This is a genomic window from Brevundimonas sp. SH203 (assembly GCF_002157625.1).
Taxonomy (GTDB): Bacteria; Pseudomonadota; Alphaproteobacteria; order Caulobacterales; family Caulobacteraceae; genus Brevundimonas.
Window position 1 is genome coordinate 270,002 of record NZ_BDMM01000002.1, and the last position, 23,473, is coordinate 293,474.

Below are 23,473 nucleotides of genomic sequence, written 5' to 3' on the forward strand. Positions count from 1 at the left end.
TGCATCCGGTGCAAATATGCAATAAGTGCAAGATAAGATTTTCGACACGGACCTGGGCCTGCGCGACCGCAAGCGCGCCAACACCCACGCCCGCATCCAGGCCGAGGGGCTGCGCCTGTTTTTGGAGCGCGGCTTCGAGGCGACCACGCTGGACGAGGTGGCCGAGGCCGCCGAGGTGTCGCGCCGCACCCTGCTGAACTATTTCGGCTCGAAGGAAGAGATCGTCCTGTCGACCAAGGCCGGCTTTCCGCAACAGGTGGCCGACGCCGTCGCCGCGCGGCCGGCGGACGAACCCCTGCTGGACATGGTGGAGAATGCGCTGCTCGATCTGGCGCGGCAGCCTCTATCCGACGAGATGAAGGCCGTCGCCGTCCTGATCCACGCCACGCCCTCGCTAAGAGCCGGGGATCAGGCGAAATACGCCCAGGTCGAGCGGTTGCTGGCCGAGTCCCTGGCCGCGCGCAAGGGGGTGGCGCCGGACGACATCGCCTGTCGCGTCGTGGCGGGCGCAGCGGTCAGCATTCTGAAACTGTCGGTCGACGCCTGGCTGGCCCAACCCGAGGCGCAGCCCGAGACGTTCGGTCGCGCCGCCTTCGCCGCGCTGAGACAGTCGGCGGGATAGGTCCCGGGGACGCGCCCCGGGACCGTATCGTCGGCGGTCAGGCCGCCTGGTTGGAGCCTTCCGGCGCGGTCCAGCGCAGCACCGGCGAGCGGGCGGCGCGGGTTTCGTCCAGACGACGCATCGGGGCGTGGAAGGGCGCGCCCTTGAAGCGATCCACGTCGCCCGCCTTCGCGGCCTGGGCCAACAGACGCATGGCGTCGATGAAGCGGTCCAGTTCGGCCTTGGACTCGGTTTCCGTCGGCTCGATCAACATGGCGCCGTGGACGACCAGCGGGAAATACATGGTCATCGGGTGAAAGCCCTCGTCGATCATCGCCTTGGCGAAGTCGAGCGTGGTGATGTCCGTGCCCTTCAGCCATTCGTCGTCGAACAGGGCTTCGTGCATGCAGGGGCCGTCGGGGAAGGCCGCCGACATCAGGTCGCCCAGCCGAGCCTTGATGTAGTTGGCGTTCAGCACCGCGTCCTCGGCGACCTGACGCAGGCCGTCCGAACCGTGCGACATCATGTAGGACAGGGCACGAGTGTACATGCCCATCTGGCCCTGGAAGGCGCACAGACGGCCGAAGGCTTGCTCGGCCTCGTCTTCCTCGCGCTCGATCAGGCGATAGCCGCCGTCGTCATGCACGACCCACGGGGCGGGGGCGAAGGGCGCCAGGGCCTCGGACAGCACCACCGGACCCGCGCCCGGACCGCCGCCGCCATGGGGCGTGGAGAAGGTCTTGTGCAGGTTGATGTGCATGGCGTCGACGCCCAGATCGCCCGGGCGAACCCGGCCGACGATGGCGTTGAAATTGGCGCCGTCGCAGTAGAAATAGGCGCCCGCCGCGTGCGTCAGGCGGCTGATCTCCAGAATGTCGCGCTCGAACAGGCCGCAGGTATTGGGGTTCGTGACCATGATGGCGGCCACGTCGTCACCCAGCTTGGCGGCAAGATCGGCGACGTCCACGCGGCCGTCCTCGGTCTGGGCCACTTCCACCACCGAATAGCCGACGAAGGCGGCGGTGGCCGGGTTGGTGCCGTGGGCGGAGGTGGGCACCAGAACCTTGCGGCGCTTCTCATGCTGGCCCGAGGCCTCGTGGGCGGCGCGAATGGCCATCAGGCCGCACAGCTCGCCATGCGCGCCGGCTTTCGGCGACAGGGCCACCGCGGGCATTCCGGTCAGGGTCTTCAGCCAGTGGGCCAGCGTATCCATCAGCTCCAGCGCGCCCTGCACCGTCGAGATCGGCTGCAGCGGGTGGATGTCTGAGAAGCCGGGCAGGCGCGCCATCTTCTCGTTCAGGCGCGGGTTGTGCTTCATCGTGCAGGAGCCCAGCGGATAGATGGCCAGGTCGATGGCGTGGTTCTTCTGGCTCAGGCGCACATAGTGGCGCATGGCCTCGGGCTCGGACAGGCCGGGCAGGCCGATCGGGTCCTTGCGGACCAGGTCGCCCAGATCGGCGCCGTTGGTCTTGGGTTCCGGCAGATCGACGCCGGTCTTGCCCCAGCCTTCGCCCTCGAAGATCAGGGCCTCGTTCTGCAACAGGCCGCGTCCGCCGGTCAGGGTGGCGGGCTTGGCGGTCACGGCGTTCGGGGCGGTCGGGCGGCCGACGGTGTTCATGGTGCTCATGATCGGTTTCCCTTAGGCGGCCAGGACTTTGGAGAGGGACTTGGCGAGGATCTGGATGTCGGCATCCAGCGTCGTCTCGGTCGCGGCGACCAGCAGGACGTCGTCCATGCCGGCGTCGGGCACCAGGCGGCTGTAGGGCACGCCCGCCAGAATGTGATGGGCGGCCAGCGCATCGACCACCTCGGCCGCCGGTTTCGGCAGGCGGACGGCGAACTCGTTGAAGAAGCGCGGGGTCAAGACCTCCACGCCCGGAATGGCGGCCAGGGCGTCGCGCGTGGCGACCGCCTTTTCGTGGTTCAGCAGGGCCAGTTTACGCAGGCCCGTCTCGCCCAGCAGGCTCATATGGATGGTGAAGGCCAGGGTGCAGAGGCCCGAGTTGGTGCAGATGTTCGACGTCGCCTTGTCGCGGCGGATGTGTTGTTCGCGCGTCGACAGGGTCAGGACGAAGCCGCGCTCGCCGTCGGCGTCCACCGTCTCGCCGGTCAGGCGGCCGGGCATCTGGCGGATCAGCTTCTCGCGCGTGGCGAACAGACCGACATAGGGGCCGCCGAAGTTCAGGGCGTTGCCGATCGACTGGCCCTCGGCCGCGACGATGTCGGCGCCCATTTCGCCGGGCGATTTCAGCAGGCCCATCGACACCGCCTCCGTCACCACGACGATCAGCAGGGCGCCCGCGGCGTGGGCGGCTTCGGCGATCTTGGTCACGTCGGTCGCCGTGCCGAAGACGTTGGGGGTCTGGACGACGACGCAGGCGGTGTCGGGGCCGATCTGGTCGATGACGGCGGCCTCGGCGTCGAAGGCCGGGGCCAGCACCTGCGTCTCCACGCCGACGGCGTGAACCACGGTCTCGGTCGCCTTGACGTAGTGGGGGTGGACGCCGCCCGAGATCACCGCCTTGTTGCGGCGGGTGACGCGCGTGGCCATCAGCACGCCCTCGGCCATGGCGGTCGAGCCGTCATAGAGGCTGGCGTTGGCGATCGGCATTCCGGTCAGGTTCGCGACCTGGGTCTGGAACTCGTACAGATACTGCAGGGTCCCTTGCGCGATTTCCGGCTGATAGGGGGTGTAGCTGGTCAGGAACTCGGACCGCTGGATCACGTGATCCACCGTCGCCGGGACGTGGTGTTTGTAGGCCCCCGCGCCGCAGAAGAAGGGCACGGCGCCGGCGGTGGCGTTCTTGGCCGCCATGGCGGACAGGGCGCGCTCGACCTCCAGCTCGCCCGCGACGCGCGGCAGATCGACGGGACCGGCCAGACGCGCGCTTTCCGGCACGTCCACGAACAGATCGTCGATGGATTTCGCGCCGATGGCGGCGAGCATCGCCGTGCGGTCGTCGGGCGTCAGGGGGAGGTAGCGCATATTCTGTTCCGCTCATCCCGGCGAAAGCCGGGACCCAGTGTTTTGGGCGATCGGTCGCGTCGATCAAAGAGAGCCGCTCATCCCACGCACCCTGCCTCGCGAAAGGACTGGGTCCCGGCTTTCGCCGGGATGAGCGGATGAAATTACAGCGTGGCCAGGAAGGCGTCGTAGGCGGCCTGATCCATCAGGGCGTCCAGTTCGGCGGCGTCCGAGACCTTGATCTTGGCGAACCAGCCGTCGGCTTCGGCGGCCGAGTTGACGGTTTCCGGGGCGGTGGACAGGGCGTCATTGGCCTCGATCACCTCGCCCGAAACGGGGGCATAGACGTCCGAGGCGGCCTTGACGCTCTCGACCACGGCGAAGCTGTCGCCCTTGGAGACGGTCTTGCCGACCTCAGGCACTTCGACGAACACCACGTCGCCCAGGGCGTCGGCGGCGTGTTTGGAGATGCCGACGGTGGCGATGTCGCCGTCCAGGCTGACCCACTCGTGATCCTTGGTGAATTTCATCTGTCTTCTCTCCTGTCCCGTCATCCTCGGGCTTGACCCGAGGATCGGATGTTGTGCGGTCTGTGCGTCGATGTCTTCGCACGAGCGGTTGATCGCCCGGCCCTGGGGTCGAGCCCGAGGGTGACGGGGTGACTGTTACGACTTGGGCTTACGGTAATAGCGTTGCGGCACGAAGGGCATGGCGACGACCTCGGCGGCGGCCGACTTGCCGCGCACGATGACCTTCAGTTCCGTGCCCAGCGCCGCGTATGCGGGGGGCACGAAGCCCATGGCGATGTTCTTGCCCAGGGTGGGCGAGGGACCGCCCGACGTGACCTTGCCGATGACGGCGCCGTCCATGTCGGCGATCTCGGCGCCTTCGCGGGCCGGGGCGCCTTCCTTGACGATCAGGCCGACGCGGACGCGCGACGGACCCTCGGCCAGTTCCTTCAGGATGCGTTCGGCGCCGTTGAAGTCGGCGCGTTCCTTCCGCGACTTGGACAGGGCGAAGGTCAGGGCGCCTTCGACCGGGCTGGTCGTCGGGTCGATGTCGTGGCCGTGCAGCGGCAGGCCGGCTTCGAGGCGCAGGCTGTCGCGGGCGCCAAGGCCGATCGGCTTGACGCGGGCGTCTTCCAACAGAGTGTTCCAGATGCGCTCGGCCTGGTCCGCCGGGACCGAAATCTCATAGCCGTCCTCGCCGGTGTAGCCCGAGCGCGACACATAGCAGTCGACGCCGAACAGCATCAGCCGGGCGGTCTCCATGAAGCCCATCTCGGCCAGAACCGGCTCGTGCGCGGCCATGACCTCGGCGGCCTCGGGGCCCTGGATGGCGATCAGGGCGCGGTCCAGCACCGTCAGCTTGGCGTCGCCCTGCAGATTGGCGGTCCAGAAGGCGAAATCCTCGTCCTTGTTGCCCGCATTGACGACGACGAACAGGCCGTCATGGTCGGGACGACCGGCCATCAGGTCGTCGATGATCCCGCCGTCCGTGTTCAGCAGCAGGCTGTATTTCTGCTTGCCCGCCTTCAGGATCTCATAGTCGCCGGGCACGAAGCGCTCGAACTGGGCCGTGGCGTCCGCGCCGGTGATCTTGCACTGGCCCATGTGGGACACGTCGAACAGGCCGGCGTGTTCGCGGGTCCAGCGGTGTTCGGCCAGCACGCCTTCATATTGGACCGGCATGTCATAGCCGCCGAAGCCGACCATGCGGGCGCCCAGCGCACGGTGGGCGGCGTTCAGGGGCGTGGTTTTCAGAACTTGGTCGGTCATGGTCCAGGCTTTCGCGGTCGCGTGTTGTGGCGGAGCTTCGCCGCCGTCCTCGCGCCCCCGCTGTCCTGAAGCCTGAGAGATTCCGGCGTTTCCGCCTTGCTCCGTCGGCGCGCCCTGAAAGAGCGGCTTTCCAGCGTCCGTATGCTGTCGCGGTCCGTTTGCCTGAGCGTTTCCGGGGCGGTTGCGCCTTCGGCGTCGAAGCCGGTCGCCCGTCCCCGAACTCTCCCGCGAGAGCGATCGACCTAAGCCATCGAGTCAGGGGACAAGTCAAGCGTCGCCGCCAATGCGGTCAAGCTTGTTTGCGCCGCCAGACCTTGCCCCGCGTCCCCGCTGCGGCCATGAGTGCGCGACGCCCAACAACCCACGGGAACACGCCATGTCCGCCGACCGCCTTCGTCTTGACGATCACATCGCCGCGCTGGACGCGCCCGAGGGGCTGAAGGCGGTGTTGAGCGTGGTCGCGGCGACCTGCGCCCAGATCAGCGACGTGGTGGCGGGCGGCGCCCTGGCCGGGGCGCTGGGCGCATCCGGCCAGATCAACGTCCAGGACGAGGAACAGAAGAAGCTGGACGTCATGACCGACGACATGCTGACCCAGGCGCTGCTGGCCTGTCCCGCCATCGCCGGCGTCGCCTCGGAAGAGAAGGACGAGGCCGAGATCGGGACCAATGCGGCGGGCGAATATCTGGCCCTGTTCGATCCGCTGGACGGATCGTCCAACATCGACATCAACGCCCCGGTAGGCACCATCGTCTCGGTGCTGAAATCGCCGTCCGCCACGCCGACGCAGGGCGACTTCCTGCAACCGGGCCGCCAACAGGTCGCCGCCCTCTATGCCGTCTATGGGCCGCAGACCATGCTGGTCCTGACGACCGGCGACGGCGTCAGGGGCTTCACCCTGTCCAATGACGGCCAGTGGTTCCTGACCCACGACGCCATCGCCATTTCGCCGGACACAAAGGAGTTCGCGATCAACGTCTCGAACCAGCGCCACTGGGCCGAGCCCGTTCAGCGCTACGTGCAGGCTCTGCTGCAGGGCGAGGAAGGCCCCCGGGCCAAGAACTTCAATATGCGCTGGGTCGCGGCCATGGTCGCCGATGTCCACCGCATCCTGATGCGCGGCGGCGTCTTCTTCTATCCGTGGGACCGGCGCGAGCCGAACAAGCCGGGCAAGCTGCGCCTGATGTATGAGGGCAATCCGATGGCCTTCCTGATCGAACAGGCGGGCGGCAAGGCCACCACCGACGGCGTGCAGGCCATCCTCGACGTTCCGCCGACCCAGTTGCACCAGCGCATTCCCGTCGCCCTGGGTTCGGCCAACGAGATCGACGCCTTCGCGGGCGCCTGAGCGATGATACTCGGTCCCGCCGACGCGCTTCTGGTCATCGACCCGCAGAACGACTTCTGCGAGGGCGGGGCGCTGGCGGTTCAGGGCGGGGCGGGGATCATGCCCCTGATCAACCGGCTGGCCGAACGGTTCGGCCGGGTGATCGTGACCCAGGACTGGCACACGCCGGACCAGATCTCCTTCGCCTCCAACCACCCCGGCGCGGCCCCCTTCACCGAGATCGAGGTCGCCTATGGCCGCCAGATGCTGTGGCCTGATCACTGTCTTCAGGGCTCGGTCGGCGCCGATTTCCAGCCGGAGGTGAAGCCGACCATCGACCGCGCCGTCGCCGTGATCCGCAAGGGCCATAACCCGGCGGTGGATTCCTATTCCGGCTTCTTCGAGAACGACCACCGGACGCCGACGGGGCTGGCGGGTCTGCTGCGCGATCTGGGCGTGAAACGGGTGTTTCTGGCGGGATTGGCGCTGGATTACTGCCTCCGCTTCACCGCCGAGGATGCGGTGCGCCAAGGGTTCCAGGCGGTCGTCATCGCCGACGCCAGCCGCGCCATCGCCCCGGAGACCGAGGCCGCCGCGCGGGACAGCTTCCGCGTGCTGGGTGTGACGGAGATCGTGGCGGCTCGACTCTTCTCCTGACATTGTCTTCGTCATCCTCGGCCTTGTGCCGAGGATCCAGACGCCCGGTTTTTGCAGTTTTGCGCAACTGTCGGACGACGGTGTTTATGGATCCTCGGCACAAGGCCGAGGATGACGGAAAGAGGCGGTAGGCGACACGCCGCTCACTCCCAGAAATCTTCCTCGTCGGGGATGCGGGTGAAGGCGATCTTGGCGCCGATATAGTCGGGCAGGCCCGCCTTTGGGCCGATGCTGACCGTATCCTTGCCGAAGCGACGGTTCAGCGCATCCAGCGCCTGCGACAGGCGCAGCGACGGCGCCTGGCCGTCCTGATCCGGGCCGGTCGTGAACAGGTCGGCGGCGAAGGCGTCGCGCGATTGCAGGCCGTGGATGGCGACGCCGACATAGCTGAGGCGGCCCGCCTCCATCTCGGGCTCCAGCCGGCGCCACAGGCCGTCCAGCGCGCGCAGCAGGGCGAAGGTGTCCTGGGTCGGGGACAGGGCGCAGTTCAGGGCCGCCGTCTCCCATCCGCGCCGCGCGCTGCGGGGCGTGGTCTTTGGCCCCATGTCCAGATGCAGGCTCAGCGTCGCGCCCGTAAGCCCCATCCGCCGCAGCCGCGCGCCGCATTTGACCACCAGCCGCCGCGCCACCGCCCGCGCCTTTTCCGGCGTTCGCATCTGGGCCGCCAGAACATGGCTGTGGCTGATGGAGGCGGGCGGCTTTTCCGGCGTCGGCTCGCTGTCCAGACCATGCAGGCCGCGCCAGATGCGTTCGCCCTCGATGCTGTTCCAGACGGCGCGGGCCTGTTTCGCGCTCATGGCCCACAGGCCGGCCGTGTCGGTCACGCCCGCCGCCTCCAGCCGCACACGCATCCGCGCGCCTATGCCCGGATATTTCGACAGCGGCAGGTCCAGCAGCGGACCCGGCAGCTCGTGCGCGCGCAGCACCGTCAGCCCCGCCGGTTTCTTCATGCCGCACGCGGTCTTGGCCAGGAATCGCGACGGGGCCAGACCGACCGACGACCGCAGGCACTCGCCGACATTGGCCATGATCCCCGCCTGTATCCGCCGGGCCAGGGCGACGGCCTCGTCCTCGCGCCGTTCCGACCCCAGCAGTTCGCACGAACATTCGTCGATGGAGCCGACCTTCCACACTGGCACATGGCGGTCGATCTCGGCCATGATCTGTTTGTGAACGCGGACATAGAGGTCCGGCCGGGCCTCGGCGACGATCAGGCCAGGGCACAGTCTGCGCGCCTCGGCGACCCGCATCCCCGTGTGAACGCCCCAAACCTTGCTCTCATAACTGGCGGCGATGGCGCCCGTGTATTCGCTCTCGGCCGGCCGCACGATCAACGGCTTGCCCCGCCAAAGCGGGTTCATCTGCTGTTCGACGCTGGCGAAGAAGGCGTTCAGATCGACGAACAGCCAGCGTAGGTTCGCCTGGTCTTCCGGCTGTGTATCGGCGCGCTCCATGATGTGAACATATCAGGAACATTCGGCAGCCGGAAGCGGCTGACGCTTCTACCTGTCGTCATTCCGGGTTCTTCCTTCGGACGCCCGGAATGACGGGAAGGGAGGGATCAGCGCTGCGCGTAGGCCTCGACCTCGGCGATCCGCGCGGCCTTGTCGGCGTCGCTCAGGAACGATCCCTCGAAACTGTTCTTCGCCAGCTGCGTCACCTGGTCCCGCGTCAGGCCGACCGCCGCCGCCAGCTGGCTGTAGTTGGCGTTCACATAGCCGCCAAAATAGGACGGGTCGTCCGAGTTCAGGGTGACGTGCAGGCCCCGGCGCAGCATCTCGGGCACGGGGTGGTCCTTCAGATCCTTGACTACGCACAGTTTCAGGTTCGACAGCGGGCAGACGGTCAGGGTCATCCGTTCGGCGGCCAGACGTTCGACCAGAGCCTCGTCCTCCATCGAACGGTTGCCGTGGTCCATCCGGTCGATGTGCAGCAGGTCCAGCGCCTCATGCACATAGGCGGGCGGGCCCTCCTCGCCTGCGTGGGCGCACAGCTTCAGGCCCAGGTCGCGGGCGGCGGCGAAGACGCGCTGGAACTTGGACGGCGGATGACCGACCTCCGACGAATCCAGCCCGACGCCGATGAAATGATGCAGATAGGGTTTGGCTATCTCCAGCGTGGCGAAGGCTTCCTCCTCGGTCAGGTGGCGCAGGAAGCTGAGGATCAGGCCGCTGGTCACGCCCAACTCCGCCCTGGCCCGGTCCATGCCCGCGATCAGCCCCTCGACCACCACGCCGAACGGAACGCCGCGATCCGTGTGGGTCTGAGGGTCGAAGAAGATTTCGGCGTGGCGCACATTGTCGGCGGCGGCCCGCTGGAAATAGGCAAAGGCCAGATCCTCGAAATCCCGGCGCGTCAGCAGGACGGCCGCGCCCGCATAATAGATGTCCAGAAAGTCCTGCAGGTTCGAGAAATCATAGGCCGCCCGCACCGCCTCGACGCTGTCATAGGGGATGGCGACGCCGTTCCGCCGGGCCAGTTCGAACATCAGTTCAGGCTCCAGACTGCCCTCGATGTGCAGATGCAGCTCGGCCTTGGGAAGACCGGCGATATAGGCGTCGAGATTGGACATGGGGGAGGCTCCGTAACGGCCGCCAGCCTAGCGGGTCAGACCAGAAACGTCATCCGAAACGCCAATCCTCCCCCGCCGTGCGGGGGAGGATTGATGTCCTACATCCGTTCGGGCGTTTCGATGCCCAGCAGGTCCAGCGCGATCTCCAGCTGGCTGAGCGCCGCCGCCGACAGGGCCAGGCGCGAGCGTTTCACGGCCTCGTCCGGCGCGACCAGCACGGGGCAGGCGGCGTAGAATTTCGAGAACGACTGCGCCACGCGATAGGCGTGTTCGGCCACCAAGTGCGGCATCCGCTTGTCATAGGCGTCGGCGGCGGCGGTGGAGAAGGCGTCCAGCGTCAGGGCCAGGTCGCGTTCGGCCGGTTCGGCGATGAGGATGGGGCCGGGGGCGACGCCCTGTTCGGCGGCCTTTCTCAGCAGGGATTTGATCCGCACCGACTGGTACAGCAGATACGGCCCGGTCTTGCCCTCGAAGCTCATGAAGCGGTCGAGGTCGAAGACGTAGGAGGTGGTGCGCGCGTTCGACAGGTCGGCGAACTTCAGGGCGGCGATGGCCACCTTGTGCGCGATGGCCTCGAATTCTTCGGCTGAAAGGTCGTCGCCGAGTTTCGCCTCGTGCAGACGCTCGCGCGCCTTGTCCGTCGCCTGATCGATCAGGTCGCGCAGCTTCAGAACCCCGCCCGCGCGGGTCTTGAACGGCTTGCCGTCCTGCCCGTTCATGGTGCCGAAGCCCAGATGCTCCAGCGACTTCTCGGGGGCATAGCCGGCCAGATAGGCGGCGCGGAACACCTGTTCGAAATGCTCGGCCTGGCGTTCGTCGACGACGTACAGGATCAGGTCGGGCGACAGGGTCTTCTTGCGGTCCAGAATGGTGGCCAGGTCGGTCGTGCCGTACATGGCCGAGCCTTCCGAACTGATGACCAGCAGCGGCGGGGGCGAGGGGGCCTCGATCACCGAGCCGTCGGCCAGCTTCTTCTTGCGCGTCTCGCCTTCGCGGGCGACGTGGACCACCTGGGCGCCGTCGTCGGGAACCAGAAGGCCCGTCGCCTTCAGGTGCGCCAGCATTTCCGGCATCAGGGGATCGGCGTCGCTCTCGCCGTTCCACAGGTCGAAATCGACCGACAGGTCGCCGTATTCCCGCTTCAGCGCCTCGCGGCTGACGGCCACGAAATGCGACCACAGGGCGCGATAGCCGGGACGGCCGTTCTGCAGCTCCGCCGTCGCCTTGCGGGCGCGGTCGCGGAACGCCGGGTCTTCCTTGGCCTTGCCGGCGGCTAAAGGATACAGCCGGTCCAGATCGGCCAGCGTCACCGGGCTTTCGGCCGGGAAGGGACCGTCGCCCTCGACCATGAAGGCGTCGGCCAGAACCTCGTCGCCGCAGGCCACGATCAGCAGCCCCATCTGGAAGCCCCAGTCGCCGAAGTGGGCGTCGCCGGTGACGTGATCGCCGCGGAAGCGGAACAGGCGTTTCAGGCTCTCGCCGATGATGGCGCTGCGCAGGTGGCCGACGTGCATCGGCTTGGCCACGTTCGGGCCGCCGAAGTCGATGACCACCTTGCGCGGATCGGCGACGACGCCTGCGCCCGCGTGATCGGCGTCGGCGGCGACTTCCTCGGCCCGTTCGGCCAGGGCCGCGTCGGCGATCTTCAGATTGATGAAGCCGGGACCGGCGACCTCGACCGAGGCGAAGCGCGGATCGGCCGACAGGCGTTCGGCGATGCGAGCCGCCAGTTCGCGCGGATTGGCCTTCAGCGCCTTGGCGGCGGCCAGGGCGCCGTTGGACTGGAAGTCGGCCAGGTCGGGACGGTCGGACGGGGTGACGCGGGCCAGGGCCGCATCCACGCCTTCGGCGGCGAAGGCGGCGCCGACCGCTTCGCTGAGGACGGTCTTCAGATCGGACATTATTCGTTCGGCGCCGTGGTCGGGGTCTGGGTCGGGGCGGGGGCCGCCGGCGTCGCCCCGGCGTTGACGCGGAAGCGGCTGCCCGAGCGGTTGAACTCGGCCATTTCAGGCGTCACGTCGAACCCGACCAGGATCTCGAAATTGCTGCCGCTGGTGGTGGCCTCGGCGCGCGGGATGACGATGGTGCGCTCTTCGGTCACGGACGCCGTGCGCTGGCCCTCGAAGTTCACGGGCAGGTCGAAATATTCCTTGGACAGGATGGCGGTGTTCCGCTCCGTCACGGCGATCCAGTAGCGATAGGTGCGCTGGTCGCCGGTCGCCTGGGCGCCGCGCCCCAGATTGAACAGCACGTTCATGTCCACGCGGATCGGATCGTTCTCGCGATAGGCGCAGTCGGAGGACACGCCCTCGATCTCGCCGGTGTAGCCGACGTTGGCCACGGCGGCCCGGCCGCCTTCCAACTCCACATAACGGGCGGCGTCGTACAGCACCTTCACATAGGGGCAGGGGCCGGCGTTGACCCGGCGGCTCAGGGGCGCGATGCGCGGCGCGCGGGCCGGGGCGGCGTCGTCGCCCGAGGCCTGCTGCTGCTGGCCCCCGCGTTGGCGTTGACGCTGGGAGGATTGGGCCTCGGCGGCGACCGGCAGAACGGAGGCCGCGATCGAGAAGGCGGCCAGGGCGGTGAGGACGCGACGCATCAGCTTATATTTCCGACAGCGAAAAGGGGCGCGCGACGATCGGCGGCCGACCGTTGAACGCTCGCCGCTGATAGCGGCTAAAGCGAGGCGCGGCAAACGCTTGCTGGCGGCCTATCGCTCCATCACCAGACAGGTGGAGGTCGCGGTGGCGTACAACCGGCCGTCCAGCCCCTTCAAATCCGCCTCGGCGAAGGCGGCGCGACGGCCGGCCTGGACGATTCGGCCCTCGGCGCGGACGGGCGTGCCGGCGCTCAGCGCCTTGTGGAAGACGGTCTTCAGCTCCAGCGTCGTATAGGTCTGGCCCGATCGCAGCGTCGAATGCACCACGCAGCCGCAGGCCGAATCCAGCACGGTGGCGATCCAGCCGCCATGTACCGACCCCAGGGGATTATAGACGGCGGCCGTCGGCACGGCCTCAAACACCACCCGGCCTTCCTCGACCTCGGTCAGGTCGAAACCGACGGTGCGGGCGATGGGGGCGACGAAACCGCCCTTCAGGCCCAGGCGCAACTGTTCGACCCCGGACAGGGCGGCGATATCGAGGGGTTCGGTCATGGGAACGGCTCCATCAGGTCCGTTCACAATAAGGACGGACGCCGCCGTGGCAAGCGTCCGATCCGGTGCGGGTCTTACAGGCCCGGCAGTTTGAAGCCCGAGCTGCGGCGCGGCTGGATGGTGATGGCCTGACGACCGCCGGTCAGGGCCTGAAGCCGGGCGGCCTCGGACGCGGCGTCGATGGTCTTCTGGCCCTCGGGGGTCTGACGCACGGTCGCCGTTTGGGTCGAGGGATCGTTCTTGCGCCAGAACATCAGGCGGTTGGCGAAGCTTTCGTCCTTGTGCGCCAGGTCGCCGAACTCGTCGTCGACGACGTAGCGGGCCAGGGGATCGGCCTGTTCGCCGCCGGCCTGGGCCACCAGAACCTGTTCGCCCGGCGTGCGGGTGACGGCCTGGCGCTGACCCAGCAGGATCTGACGGGCGGCGCTTTCGGGGGCCAGTTCCTGCGGGCGCGGCTGGCCGGGCGCGGGCGGACGCAGGCCGTATTCCGGCGGAACGCTGAGCGGGGCGGTCGAGACGGTGACGAACTCGTCCGGCACCACCTTGGTCAGGCCGATGCCCTGCTTCAGGCTGCCGCAGGCCGAGACGGCGAGCGCGGAGGAGGCGACGAGGGTCAGGACGGCGACGCTGCGGATACGCATGGTTTCAGGCTCTGGTCGGCTGATGCACGAAGCGCGCGAGGGCGCCGTTGGCATAGTGAAGACGGGGTGATTACGACTTTTCGGGGGCCGCGCCAACCATCGACGACGGATCGGCCGCCGAGGCGTCAGGCTTTCGCGGGCTTGTCGGACATCAGGCTGTCCAGGATCAGCAGGATCACGCCGATGGTGATGGCGCTGTCGGCGACGTTGAAAACCCACGGAAACACGCCCGTCCCCGAGAAGTCGATGAAGTCGACCACATAGCCGAAGCGGATGCGGTCGATCACATTGCCGAGCGCCCCGCCCATGACGAAGCCGATGGCGGTGATCAGCAGGCGCCGGTTCGACTGGGTCGCCCACCAGGCCAGGCCCGCCGAGACGATGATGGAGAAGATGGCCAGGCCCCAGCGCGCCTCGCCCCCGCCGAACAGGCCGAAGCTGACGCCGGTGTTCTCGACCCAGCTGAAGTTCAGGATGGGCGGCAGAACCGCCACGCGCCCGACCTCGTGCAGGGTCAGGCCGCTGATGACCCAGGCCTTGGTCGCCTGATCCAGCAGGATGATCAGAAAGGCGAAGACATAGGCGGTGACGGCGAGGCGGGTGATCTTCATGCCGGGCCGGTTAGCAGGAAGCGCCGCCGGGGCGAAGCGGAAAACCGCGCATCAGAACAGGTCGCCCTGATCCGTAGCCGTGGCGCGGGGCCTGGGCGCGGGACGCGCCGCCGACGGACGCGGCGAGGCGGGGCGGGAATCGGCGCCGTCGATGACGGCCGGTCGGGCGCCGTCGCCGAACACCAGCCGCACCGCCTGACCCGTCTCCAGCGCGGCGGCCGAGGTGATCCAGCCGCCGTCCGCATCCTCGATGCGGGCGAAACCGGGCTTGGGCCGGCCGGGGTCCAGGGTGGCCAGCGCCCGCGACAGGGCCGCCAGACGGTCGGCGTCCCGCTCCAACCGACGCGGCAGCACGGCGTCCAGCCGCGTCGTCGTCGCCAGAAGCCGCGCCTCGCGCTGGTCCAGCCGCCGATGCAGCGGGGCGGGGGACAGGCGGGCCGCGACCTGCAACAGCCGCCGCTCGCCGCGCGCCACGCCGGCCTGAAGCGCCGAACCCAGACGATCACCCGCGCCGCGCAGCCGATCCTGGCCCCGTTCGATCCGGGCGCGCAGCAGATTGGGGCTCAGCTTGCCGCCCGTCACCGCCAGATGCCGCTCGTGCAGGGCGACATTGCGTTGCAGCCCCGATCCCAGACGGCTCGACACATGGTCCAGCCGCTGTTGCGCCAGGGCCAGCAGATCCTCGGGCCGCGCCGGCAGGCCGCGCGCCACGGCCCGCAGCCGCGTGCGCCGATCCTCGATCAGCCGTCCGCCCGCCTGGACCATGCGCCGGTCCATGTCGGCGACGGCGTAGCGCAGGTCCGCCAGCACGGGCGTCGCCATTTCGGCGGCCCCGGTCGGCGTCGGCGCCCGGCGATCGGACACGAAGTCGATCAGGGTGGTGTCCGTCTCGTGCCCCACGGCCGAGATGATGGGGATGCGCGCCGCCGCCACCGTGCGGGCCAGCCCCTCGTCGTTGAAGCACCACAGATCCTCCACCGACCCGCCGCCGCGCGCGACGATCAGCAGGTCGGGGCGGGGGACGGGGCCGTCCCCGGTCAGCGAATCGAAGCCGCGAATCGCATGGGACACCTGACCGCAGGCGGCCTCGCCCTGCACCACCACGGGCCAGACGATGACGCGACAGGGCCAGCGTTCGGCGATCCGGTGCAGCACGTCGCGGATCACCGCCCCGGTCGGGCTGGTGATCACGCCGATGACGGCGGGGAAGGCGGGCAAGGGTGTCTTGCGGCCCGGTTCGAACAGACCCTCTTCGCGCAGGCGGACCTTCAGCCGCTCCAACTGGGCCAGAAGGGCTCCGGCGCCCGCCGCCTCCATGCTCTCGATCACGATCTGATAGGACGACCGCGCCGGATAGGAGGTGATCTTGCCGGTGACGATGACCTCCAGCCCCGCCTCGGGCTGCACCCCCAGGCCGCGCGTCGATCCCTTCCACACCACGCCGTCGATGGCCGACTTGTCGTCCTTCAGCGTCAGATAGATGTGGCCCGAGGCGTGGCGGTTGACCTTGGAGATTTCGCCCCTCAGCCGCACATGGCCGAACCGGTCCTCCAGCGTCCGCTTCAGCGCGAACGACAGTTCCGAGATCGACAGCGGCGGATTGTTGTCGCGCGGGGCGGGGACCTCGGCCGGGCCTTCGAACACATAGTCGTCGCTCATGGAGGCACTCTAGCCTGCGTCGATGCGTCCGGGAACGGGGGGCGGCGCGTCCCGTTTCGCCTCTATGGCCGCCGATCCCCCGAACACGGACCCGTCCGAGCGCGACCCGCACGAACGCGATCTGATGCGCCGTTCGGGCGGAGGCGGGGCCATGAGCCCGTGGCTGATCCTGGGAGGCATCGCCTTGTTGGGCCTGTGCGCCTACGTCGTTTTCGCCCTGATCTGAAATGCTGCCGATGGGCCGTGGTCGCCTCCGACGATGTCGGGCGATCTTGATTTAGGACAATTGACCTAGACAGGTTAGGTCGAATGTCCTAATCGTGCTTTCGGCCCTTCGGTCGATGCGCGGGAGCGTGTTCATGAGCAGTATCGAGACGCGGCGCCAGATCGTCGATGTGGCCGACCGCCTGTTCTACGCCCAGGGTTATGAGGCGACGTCTTTCGCCGACATCGCCAGGGACGTGGGGCTGTCGCGAGGCAATTTCTACTATCATTTCAAGACCAAGGACGAGATTCTGCAGGCCGTCATCGCCTCTCGCCTGGCGGCGACGCGCGATCTGCTGGAGGGCTGGGAGCAGGACGCGGACACGCCCCAGGGACGCATCCGGCGCTTCATCCATATTCTGATCGTCAACCAGACCAAGATCATGGCCTACGGCTGTCCGGTCGGCACGCTGTGCAATGAACTGGCCAAGCTGGATCACGTCGCCAAGGCCGACGCCGTTCGGCTGTTCGATCTGTTTCGCGACTGGTTGGGCCGACAGTTCCGTCTGCTGGGGCGACAAGCCGAGGCCGACGATCTGGCCCTTCATCTTCTGATGCGCAGCCAGGGCGTCGCGACCCTGGCCACGGCCTTTGGCGACGCGGGGTTCATCCACCGTGAAGTCGCGCAGATGGAGGCGTGGCTCGACGCCGAATGTCCGCCCGCCGCCGACCTCTCTCGTTGAAACTCCTGATCGAGGATCGCCATGTTCGTCATCACCCTTCGTTTTCTCGACAAGGCCCGGGCGCCGCAGTTGATGGACGGGCATAACGCCTGGATCAGAAGCGGTTTCGACGACGGCGTCTTCCTGCTGGTCGGCGGCCTTCAGCCGAACCTTGGCGGGGCGATCCTCGCGCATGGGGTCTCCCGGGAAGAGATCGAGGCGCGCGTCCAGGCCGACCCTTTCGTCGAGGAGGGCGTCGTCGCCGCCGAGATTCTGGCGGTTTCGCCCGCGCGTGTCGATGATCGGCTCGCCTTCCTGAAGGATTAGGCCGACAGGCGCTTGACCGGCCCGCGCGGGGCCGTCATTGCCCGGTCTCATGAACATTCTTCTCGTCGGATCGGGCGGCCGCGAACACGCCCTGGCCTGGAAGATCGCCCAGTCGCCGCTGGTCAAACGTCTGGTCGCCGCGCCGGGCAATCCGGGCATCGAGAAGCTGTGCGAGCTTCGCGCCGTCAAGGCCGATGACGCCGAGGGTCTGGCGGCCCTGGCCCGCGAAATCCGCGCCGATCTGGTGGTCGTCGGGCCAGAGGTGGCTCTCGCCGCCGGTCTGGCCGACCGTCTGGCCGCGGCCGGCATCCCCTGTTTCGGACCCACGGCCAAGGCCGCCCAGCTGGAGACGTCCAAGGCCTTTTCCAAGGCGTTCCTGAAACGGCACGGCATCCCCACGGCGGGTTACGGCGTCTATGAGACGGTCGCGGACGCCAGGGCGGCGCTGGATGGGTTCGCCGCCCCCTATGTCATCAAGGCCGACGGTCTGGCGGCCGGCAAGGGCGTGGCCATCAGCCCCGACCGCCCCGACGCCGAGGCCGAGATCGAACGGATGCTGGGCGGCCGGTTCGGCGCGGCCGGCGCCCGCGTCGTGATCGAAGAGTTCATGGACGGCGAGGAGGGGTCTCTGTTCGCCCTGTGCGACGGCAGGCAGGCCCTGCTGTTCGGCGGCGCCCAGGACCACAAGCGCGCCTTCGACGGCGACCTGGGGCCGAACACCGGCGGCATGGGCGCCTATTCCCCCGCGCCCGTCTTCACCGCCGATCTGGTGCAGCAGGCCGACGAGCAGATCGTCCAGCCGACCATCCGCAAGATGGCCGAGGAGGGCGCCCCCTATCGCGGCGTGCTGTACGCCGGCCTGATGGCGACCGGGGACGGGCCGAAGGTGGTGGAATTCAACGCCCGCTTCGGCGACCCGGAATGCCAGGTGCTGATGATGCGCTTCGCCGGCGACATCGTGCCCTATCTGCTGGCCTGCGCGCGCGGCGACGTGTCGGGCCTGCCGGCCCCGGCCTTCAAGCCCCAGACGGTGATCTGCGTCGTCATGGCGGCCAAGGGCTATCCCGACAGCCCGCTGGAAGGCTCCATCATCCGCGGCGCCGACCAGGATTTCGGCCCCCACGTCCAGGTCTTCCACGCGGGAACCAAGCGCCGCGAGGACGGCCTGCTGTGCGCCTCCGGCGGGCGGGTGCTGAACGTCTGCGCCGAGGGCGACGACATCGCCCAGGCCCGCGAACGCGCCTATGCCGCCATCAAGGCCATCGACTGGCCCGGCGGCTTCAATCGCTCCGACATCGGCTGGCGCGCGCTGGAGCGGGGCTGACCGGATCGGCGGGTTGTGGTAGGGTCCGGCCCATGGCTGATCCTGCAATCGATCATGACGATGAAGACCTGTTCTCCACGCCTGACGACGCGGCGGACGAGGCGGCGACCCTGAGGGGGCTGGCGGATGCGGCGGCGGGTCGGGTCGTGGACAACGAAACGGTCATGCGATGGGTCGAGTCGTGGGCGACGGCCAATCCTCTGCCCCGGCCCAAATGCGGCTAGTTGTCTGGACGGATCAGGCGCTGAGCGATCTTGAGGACATCAGCCTGTATATCGCCGACTTCAATCCAGCCGCAGCGGCCCGTTTCTTTATCCGACTGAAAGCGGCGGCCGACAGCCTCGCCCATTTCGCCGATAGGGGACGGCCCGCCCTTCATGGCACGCGGGAACTGACCCTCGTGAAGCCCTATCTCATCCGATACGCGATCATGTCCGACAAGGTGGAGGTGGTCACCATCCGCCATTCGGCCCGGCGGCCAGAGCGGTAGCGCCTACGCCGCCGCGAACAGCAGTCGGCCTTCGCCCATGCGTTCGCGCAAGCCAGGCAGGTCGGTGTGGGCGACCGAGAAACAGCCGTAGCTGCGGCCCAGCTTGCCTTCGCGGGCCAGGAAGTCGGGGTCGGCGTAGTCGGCGCCGTGAATGATGATGGCCCGTTCGCGCGCCCGGTCATTGGAGTATTCCAGCCCGTCCAGCAGCACGTTCGGCCCCTGCTGCGCGCCCCAGTTGGCGCCGGCGGTGGCATAGGCGCCGACCGAAGACATGTTGGAATCCGGCGTGTTCGAAAACCGCTGGGCATAGCCGGTGTGCGCCGGATCGGAGCCGCGACCGTGGCAGGTGCGCAGGACCTTGACCTCGCCGGCGACCAGATCGACCTCGTACAGCCGTTCCTCGCCCGAGAACTTCTTGAAATCGACCAGATACATCCGGTCGCGCAGCGGCAGGCGGTGATGGTGGGTGTCCAGCGCGGTCATGGCGCGCTCCATCAGTTCCTTGCGGACGTGGCCGCGCGGGTCCAGCGGCGGCGGCGTCAGGGAGGCGGTCTGGATGGTCGGCAGGGCGACCTGCGGCGCCGCGACGGGAGCGAGAGTCTGGGCCGTGGTCAGCGGCGCCTTCGCGCCGGCGCTGGCGCAACCCGCCAGCATCGCCGATCCGCCCAGGATCAGTCCTCGTCTCGATAGCCGCATGCGACGCCCTCGTTGCGGTTGTTCTGGAGGCGTGGTTGTTTCAAAGCGGAGAGGGCGAGGCAACCTGAGCCTTGTGGGGCATTTTTGCGGCCGAGGCGTCGCGGGGGAACATCGATGAAGCGTTTCGGTATCGCATTGGCGGCCTTGATGGCGTCGGCCATGGGCGCGAACGCCCAGCAAAGCCCCACGGGCGCTAGGGTTTCCGCCGAACCCACGACAACGTTCGTCGAGGCCGGAAGGTTGCTGGCCGATCCGTCGAACGGCGTTGTGCAGCGCGATAAAACTCTCGTGATCAGAGGGAACCAGGTCGTAGAAGTGCGCGACGGCTTCGTCGGCGACGCCGCCCAGGGCAGGGTCGTGGACCTGCGACAGGCCTTCGTCCTGCCCGGCCTGATCGACAGCCACGTCCATCTGACGGGCCAGCAGAACCCCAATTCGCGGCTGGAAGAGGTCACGCTGTCCGACGCGGATCAGGCCATGGTCGGCGCCCGCTATGCGCGCCGCACCCTGATGGCCGGCTTCACGACCGTCGCGGACCTGGGCGCCGGCAATCAGGCGATCTTCGCTCTCAGGAACGCCGTCAGGAACGGCGACGTGCCGGGGCCGCGCATCATCGCGTCGGGATCGGCGGTGTCGATCCATGGCGGCCACGGCGACATCAACGGCTATCGCGACGACGTCATGCACCTGCTGTCGTCCGAGAGCATCTGTTCGGGGCCGGAGGACTGCATGCGCGCCGTCCGCACCCAGGTCCGCGCCGGGGCCGACATCATCAAGATCACCGCGACGGGCGGCGTCCTGTCCAACACCGCCGCCGGCCTGAACCAGCAGTTCAGCGACGAGGAACTGGCCGCCATCGTCGGCAGCGCCCACCGCATGGGCCGCCAGGTCACGGCCCACGCCCACGGCGTGGACGGCATCAACGCCTTCCTGCGGGCGGGCGGCGATTCCATCGAACACGGCACCTATCTGGACGATCAGTCGATCCGCCTGTTCAAGCAAAACGGCGTCTGGCTGGTCCCGACCCTGCTGGCCGGCGATTTCGTCGCCCGCATCGCCTCGGGGCCGAACAACTTCTTCACCCCGGCCCAGACGGCCAAGGCGCTGGAGGCCGGGCCAAAGATGCTGGACATGGCGCGTCGCGCGCATCAGGGCGGGGTTCGGATCGCCTTCGGCACCGACAGCGGCGTCTCGGCCCACGGCGACAACGCCCAGGAGTTCGCCCTTCTGGTCCGCGCGGGCCTGACCCCGCTTGAGGCCATTCAGGCCGCCACGGTCGGCGCCGCCGAACACCTGCGGATTTCGAACGAGGCGGGCCGGATCGCGCCTGGAATGCCCGCCGACATCGTCGCTGTCTCGGGCGATCCGTTGTCCGACGTGACCGAGCTGGAGCGGATGAAGTTCGTGATGAAGTCCGGCGTGGTCTATCGCGCCGACTGAATCCGGTCGGTCAGGAAGGCGGCGAAAGCCGCCTCGTCCTCGAACCGGGCGACGACGGGCCAGGCGGTCACGCCCGCGCGCTGTTCGGGCGTCAGGCGAACCCAGTCCTTCTCCGTCGTGACCAGTCCGGCGTCATAGACGGCCGCGCGGTCGGTCAGGAAGCGGATGTTTTCCGCGCTATAGGCCGCATGATCGGGAAAGGGGACGAAGTCGACCAGGTCGCAGCCCGCCGCCTTCAGCGACCGCTCGACCTTCCACGGCTTGGCGATGCCGGCGAACCCGACCAGCGGCCCCGACGGCGGCGGCCCCTCGGGCGTCAGGCGGGCGACGAAGACGGGCAGGCCGGCGAACACCGCCAGCAGCTCGGGATCGGCCGCCTCCACATCGGTCGGCAGCATGATCACAACCGCATCGGCCCGCGCCAGCCCGGCCTTCAGCGGCTCCCGCATCGGGCCGGAGGGGAAGACCGATCCGTCCCCGAACGGCCATTCGTCGCCGCGCGTCTCGCCGTCCACGACGATCAGGTTGACGGTCTTTCTCAGCGCCGGATTCTGATGGCCGTCGTCCAGCACCAGGGCCTGCGCGCCGCCGTCGACCGCCGCCCTGGCTCCCGCGACCCGGTCGCGCGCGATCCAGACCGGCGATCCTTGCGCCAGCATCAGGGGTTCGTCTCCGACGTCGTCCGCCGTATGCGCCGCCGGATCGACCCGGATCGGCCCCTCCAGCCGCCCGCCGTAGCCGCGCGACAACCCTTGCGCCTCCACCCCCGCCGCCCGCAGCAGGCGCAGGATCTCGCGCGCGACCGGCGTCTTGCCCGATCCGCCGACCGTCAGATTGCCGACCGAGACGACGGCGCAGCCCGGATCGACGGGCGTGGCCCTGGCGATGCGCCGCGCCGTGACGCCGGCCCACAGCCAGCCCAGGGGTTTCAGCACGGTGCGGGTCAGGCGCGCATGGTTGCTGTCGCGCACATACCACCAGCGGGGGGTGTTCAGCTTCATCGTCCGGCCCGCGTCGTCGTCGGCGCCGGAGGCGTCAGCGGCTGCAGCGCGGCCCACAGCCGTTCCAGCCCGCCGCCGGCCTCGGCCGCCGCCCGCCGCGCGCGTTCACCCATCGCCTTGGCCGCCGCAGGGTCCGCCAGCAGCGGCGCGACGGCCGCCGCCAGATCGGACGGCGCCTGAACCAGCGCCAGGCCGCCCGCGCTGCTCAGCGCCGCCGTCACCGGCGCCCAGTTCGAGGCGTCCGGCCCGGTGATCGCGGGCCGCCCCAGCCGCGCCGGCTCCAGCGGATTGTGCCCCCCGACCGGCGGCAGGCCCAGAGCCGGGGCGAACGATCCGCCCATGACGACAACATCGGCCAGCCGCAGGAACAGCCCCATCTCGTTCAGGGTGTCGGCCAGATAGATGTCGGTGTCCGGCCCGATGGTCTCGCCGCGCGACCGCATGGCGAAGGCGTAACCCTCGCGCGCCAGACCTTGCGCGATATGCGGCCCGCGCTCCGGGTGACGGGGCGTCAGGATCAGGCACACACGGTCGTCCAGACCATCCAGGGCGCGCACGATGGCGATCTCCTCGCCCTCGTGGGTGCTGGCGGCGACGATCACGGGCCGGTCGCCGATGGCGGCGGACAGGCGGCTGAAGGCGGCGGCGTCGTGCGGCAGGGCCTCGCCCGACAGTTTCAGGTTCACCAGACCGTCGATCCGCGCGCCCATCGTCTCCAGCCGCCGGGCCGAGGCCGCGTCCTGCGGCAGGACCAGATCGAACGCCCCCGTCACCGCCCGCGCCGAGGCCGGAAACCGCGCCCAGCCTTGCACCGTCTTTTCCGTCAGCCGCGCGCTGACCAAGGCCAGCCGGACGCCGCGCCGATGCGCCTCCAGCAGCAGATTGGGCCACAGTTCGCTCTCGACGAACACCGCCAGCGCCGGTCGCCAGTGATCCAGAAACCGCGCCGCCACCCCCGGCGCATCGACCGGCGCATATTGGTGGATCACCCCCGCCGGCAGTCGCTCGGCCAAAATCCGCGCCGAGGTCACGGTGCCGGATGTGACCAGCACCGTCAGGTCCGGCCGCGCCTTCACGAACCGCTCGACCACGGGCAGCAGCGACAGGCTCTCGCCCACGCTGACCCCGTGCAGCCAGACCAGATCGCCGTCCGGGCGTTCGGCGCGGGTGAAGCCCATCCGCTCGTCCACCCGAACCGGGTCTTCCTTGCCCCGCCGCGCGCGCGCGTCCAGCAGGCGCGGGGCCAGCGGCTCCAGCGCGCGGGTCAGCAGGCGATAGGCGATCAGGGGCAGGGGCGTCACGGC

General features: G+C 68.7%; 26 protein-coding genes and 1 riboswitch. Of the genes, 10 read left to right on the forward strand and 16 right to left on the reverse strand.

The window, feature by feature from the left end; all coding sequences use genetic code 11:
- Positions 1–25: 25 nt before the first annotated feature.
- Positions 26–622 (forward strand): TetR family transcriptional regulator, encoded by a 597-nt coding sequence (locus SH203_RS05240; protein ID WP_200808819.1) that lies wholly within the window; start codon positions 26–28, stop codon positions 620–622.
- A 37-nt stretch (positions 623–659) separates the two neighbouring features.
- On the opposite strand, the gene gcvPB is transcribed toward SH203_RS05240, so the two are convergent.
- The 4 genes from gcvPB to gcvT form a co-directional block, all read right to left on the reverse strand.
- The gene (gene gcvPB / locus SH203_RS05245; RefSeq protein WP_200808820.1) at positions 660–2,228 is read right to left on the reverse strand and encodes an aminomethyl-transferring glycine dehydrogenase subunit GcvPB; all 1,569 of its coding nucleotides are present in this window, start codon (positions 2,226–2,228) and stop codon (positions 660–662) included.
- 12 nt (positions 2,229–2,240) lie between these two features.
- On the reverse strand, positions 2,241–3,587 hold the full coding sequence (gene gcvPA, locus SH203_RS05250; protein WP_087119807.1) for an aminomethyl-transferring glycine dehydrogenase subunit GcvPA: 1,347 nt from the start codon (positions 3,585–3,587) through the stop codon (positions 2,241–2,243).
- Positions 3,588–3,730: 143 nt separating this feature from the next.
- On the reverse strand, positions 3,731–4,096 hold the full coding sequence (gene gcvH, locus SH203_RS05255; protein ID WP_087119808.1) for a glycine cleavage system protein GcvH: 366 nt from the start codon (positions 4,094–4,096) through the stop codon (positions 3,731–3,733).
- Positions 4,097–4,231: 135 nt separating this feature from the next.
- A complete protein-coding gene (gcvT, locus tag SH203_RS05260) occupies positions 4,232–5,344 on the reverse strand; it encodes a glycine cleavage system aminomethyltransferase GcvT (protein ID WP_087119809.1) in 1,113 nt (370 codons plus the stop codon).
- Positions 5,345–5,484: 140 nt separating this feature from the next.
- Positions 5,485–5,582: riboswitch (glycine riboswitch) on the reverse strand.
- Positions 5,583–5,720: 138 nt separating this feature from the next.
- Between gcvT and SH203_RS05265 the strand changes: the two genes are divergently transcribed.
- Both SH203_RS05265 and SH203_RS05270 read left to right on the forward strand, forming a co-directional pair.
- A complete protein-coding gene (locus SH203_RS05265; protein WP_087119810.1) occupies positions 5,721–6,692 on the forward strand; it encodes a class 1 fructose-bisphosphatase in 972 nt (323 codons plus the stop codon).
- A gap of 3 nt (positions 6,693–6,695) precedes the next feature.
- Complete coding sequence (locus tag SH203_RS05270) at positions 6,696–7,328, forward strand: nicotinamidase (RefSeq protein ID WP_087119811.1); 633 nt, start codon at positions 6,696–6,698, stop codon at positions 7,326–7,328.
- A 143-nt stretch (positions 7,329–7,471) separates the two neighbouring features.
- On the opposite strand, the gene SH203_RS05275 is transcribed toward SH203_RS05270, so the two are convergent.
- From SH203_RS05275 to xseA, 8 genes are all read right to left on the reverse strand, one after another.
- Positions 7,472–8,782, reverse strand: a complete 1,311-nt coding sequence (locus tag SH203_RS05275; protein WP_087119812.1) for a type VI secretion protein ImpB — start codon at positions 8,780–8,782, stop codon at positions 7,472–7,474.
- Positions 8,783–8,889: 107 nt separating this feature from the next.
- Positions 8,890–9,900, reverse strand: coding sequence for an adenosine deaminase (locus tag SH203_RS05280; RefSeq protein ID WP_087119813.1), 1,011 nt, complete (start codon positions 9,898–9,900; stop codon positions 8,890–8,892).
- A 98-nt stretch (positions 9,901–9,998) separates the two neighbouring features.
- On the reverse strand, positions 9,999–11,801 hold the full coding sequence (gene argS, locus SH203_RS05285; RefSeq protein ID WP_087119814.1) for an arginine--tRNA ligase: 1,803 nt from the start codon (positions 11,799–11,801) through the stop codon (positions 9,999–10,001).
- Positions 11,801–12,499 carry a Tat pathway signal sequence domain protein gene (locus SH203_RS05290; RefSeq protein WP_087119815.1) on the reverse strand — a complete coding sequence of 233 codons (699 nt, stop codon included), beginning with the start codon at positions 12,497–12,499 and terminating at the stop codon, positions 11,801–11,803. Before SH203_RS05290 ends, argS begins: the two co-directional genes overlap by 1 nt.
- Before the next feature lie 111 nt (positions 12,500–12,610).
- Positions 12,611–13,054 carry a PaaI family thioesterase gene (locus SH203_RS05295; RefSeq protein ID WP_087119816.1) on the reverse strand — a complete coding sequence of 148 codons (444 nt, stop codon included), beginning with the start codon at positions 13,052–13,054 and terminating at the stop codon, positions 12,611–12,613.
- A 74-nt stretch (positions 13,055–13,128) separates the two neighbouring features.
- Positions 13,129–13,695: a DUF3035 domain-containing protein gene (locus SH203_RS05300; protein WP_087119817.1), complete on the reverse strand. Its 567-nt coding sequence runs from the start codon at positions 13,693–13,695 to the stop codon at positions 13,129–13,131.
- Between the two features lie 125 nt (positions 13,696–13,820).
- Positions 13,821–14,306 carry a signal peptidase II gene (gene lspA, locus SH203_RS05305; protein WP_087119818.1) on the reverse strand — a complete coding sequence of 162 codons (486 nt, stop codon included), beginning with the start codon at positions 14,304–14,306 and terminating at the stop codon, positions 13,821–13,823.
- Positions 14,307–14,357: 51 nt separating this feature from the next.
- Positions 14,358–15,965: an exodeoxyribonuclease VII large subunit gene (xseA, locus tag SH203_RS05310; RefSeq protein WP_087119819.1), complete on the reverse strand. Its 1,608-nt coding sequence runs from the start codon at positions 15,963–15,965 to the stop codon at positions 14,358–14,360.
- Positions 15,966–16,029: 64 nt separating this feature from the next.
- Here xseA and SH203_RS15610 point away from each other — a divergent pair, with 64 nt between their 5' ends.
- The 6 genes from SH203_RS15610 to SH203_RS05335 all read left to right on the forward strand — a co-directional run bounded on the left by SH203_RS15610 (position 16,030) and on the right by SH203_RS05335 (position 19,032).
- Positions 16,030–16,191 (forward strand): hypothetical protein, encoded by a 162-nt coding sequence (locus tag SH203_RS15610; protein WP_200808821.1) that lies wholly within the window; start codon positions 16,030–16,032, stop codon positions 16,189–16,191.
- Between the two features lie 133 nt (positions 16,192–16,324).
- Positions 16,325–16,912, forward strand: a complete 588-nt coding sequence (locus SH203_RS05315; RefSeq protein WP_087120175.1) for a TetR/AcrR family transcriptional regulator — start codon at positions 16,325–16,327, stop codon at positions 16,910–16,912.
- A gap of 21 nt (positions 16,913–16,933) precedes the next feature.
- Entirely contained in the window at positions 16,934–17,218 is a 285-nt protein-coding gene (locus SH203_RS05320; protein WP_087119820.1) for a YciI family protein, read from the forward strand.
- A 49-nt stretch (positions 17,219–17,267) separates the two neighbouring features.
- On the forward strand, positions 17,268–18,542 hold the full coding sequence (gene purD / locus SH203_RS05325) for a phosphoribosylamine--glycine ligase (RefSeq protein ID WP_087119821.1): 1,275 nt from the start codon (positions 17,268–17,270) through the stop codon (positions 18,540–18,542).
- Positions 18,543–18,574: 32 nt separating this feature from the next.
- Positions 18,575–18,766 (forward strand): CopG family transcriptional regulator, encoded by a 192-nt coding sequence (locus SH203_RS05330; protein WP_087119822.1) that lies wholly within the window; start codon positions 18,575–18,577, stop codon positions 18,764–18,766.
- Entirely contained in the window at positions 18,724–19,032 is a 309-nt protein-coding gene (locus SH203_RS05335; RefSeq protein WP_234989392.1) for a type II toxin-antitoxin system RelE/ParE family toxin, read from the forward strand. Before SH203_RS05330 ends, SH203_RS05335 begins: the two co-directional genes overlap by 43 nt.
- Before the next feature lie 3 nt (positions 19,033–19,035).
- Here the strand turns inward: SH203_RS05335 and SH203_RS05340 are convergent, their stop codons facing one another.
- Together SH203_RS05340 and SH203_RS15615 are read right to left on the reverse strand one after the other, a co-directional pair.
- Positions 19,036–19,728, reverse strand: coding sequence for a murein L,D-transpeptidase catalytic domain family protein (locus SH203_RS05340; protein WP_087119824.1), 693 nt, complete (start codon positions 19,726–19,728; stop codon positions 19,036–19,038).
- Positions 19,704–19,889 (reverse strand): hypothetical protein, encoded by a 186-nt coding sequence (locus tag SH203_RS15615; protein ID WP_200808845.1) that lies wholly within the window; start codon positions 19,887–19,889, stop codon positions 19,704–19,706. Before SH203_RS15615 ends, SH203_RS05340 begins: the two co-directional genes overlap by 25 nt.
- Between SH203_RS15615 and SH203_RS05345 the strand changes: the two genes are divergently transcribed.
- The gene (locus SH203_RS05345) at positions 19,843–21,168 is read left to right on the forward strand and encodes an amidohydrolase family protein (protein WP_087119825.1); all 1,326 of its coding nucleotides are present in this window, start codon (positions 19,843–19,845) and stop codon (positions 21,166–21,168) included. The genes SH203_RS15615 and SH203_RS05345 overlap by 47 nt on opposite strands.
- On the opposite strand, the gene lpxK is transcribed toward SH203_RS05345, so the two are convergent.
- Complete coding sequence (lpxK, locus tag SH203_RS05350) at positions 21,153–22,169, reverse strand: tetraacyldisaccharide 4'-kinase (protein WP_087120176.1); 1,017 nt, start codon at positions 22,167–22,169, stop codon at positions 21,153–21,155. The two genes, SH203_RS05345 and lpxK, sit on opposite strands and share 16 nt — an antisense overlap.
- Positions 22,166–23,470 (reverse strand): 3-deoxy-D-manno-octulosonic acid transferase, encoded by a 1,305-nt coding sequence (locus SH203_RS05355; protein WP_087119826.1) that lies wholly within the window; start codon positions 23,468–23,470, stop codon positions 22,166–22,168. Before SH203_RS05355 ends, lpxK begins: the two co-directional genes overlap by 4 nt.
- Positions 23,471–23,473: the final 3 nt, after the last annotated feature.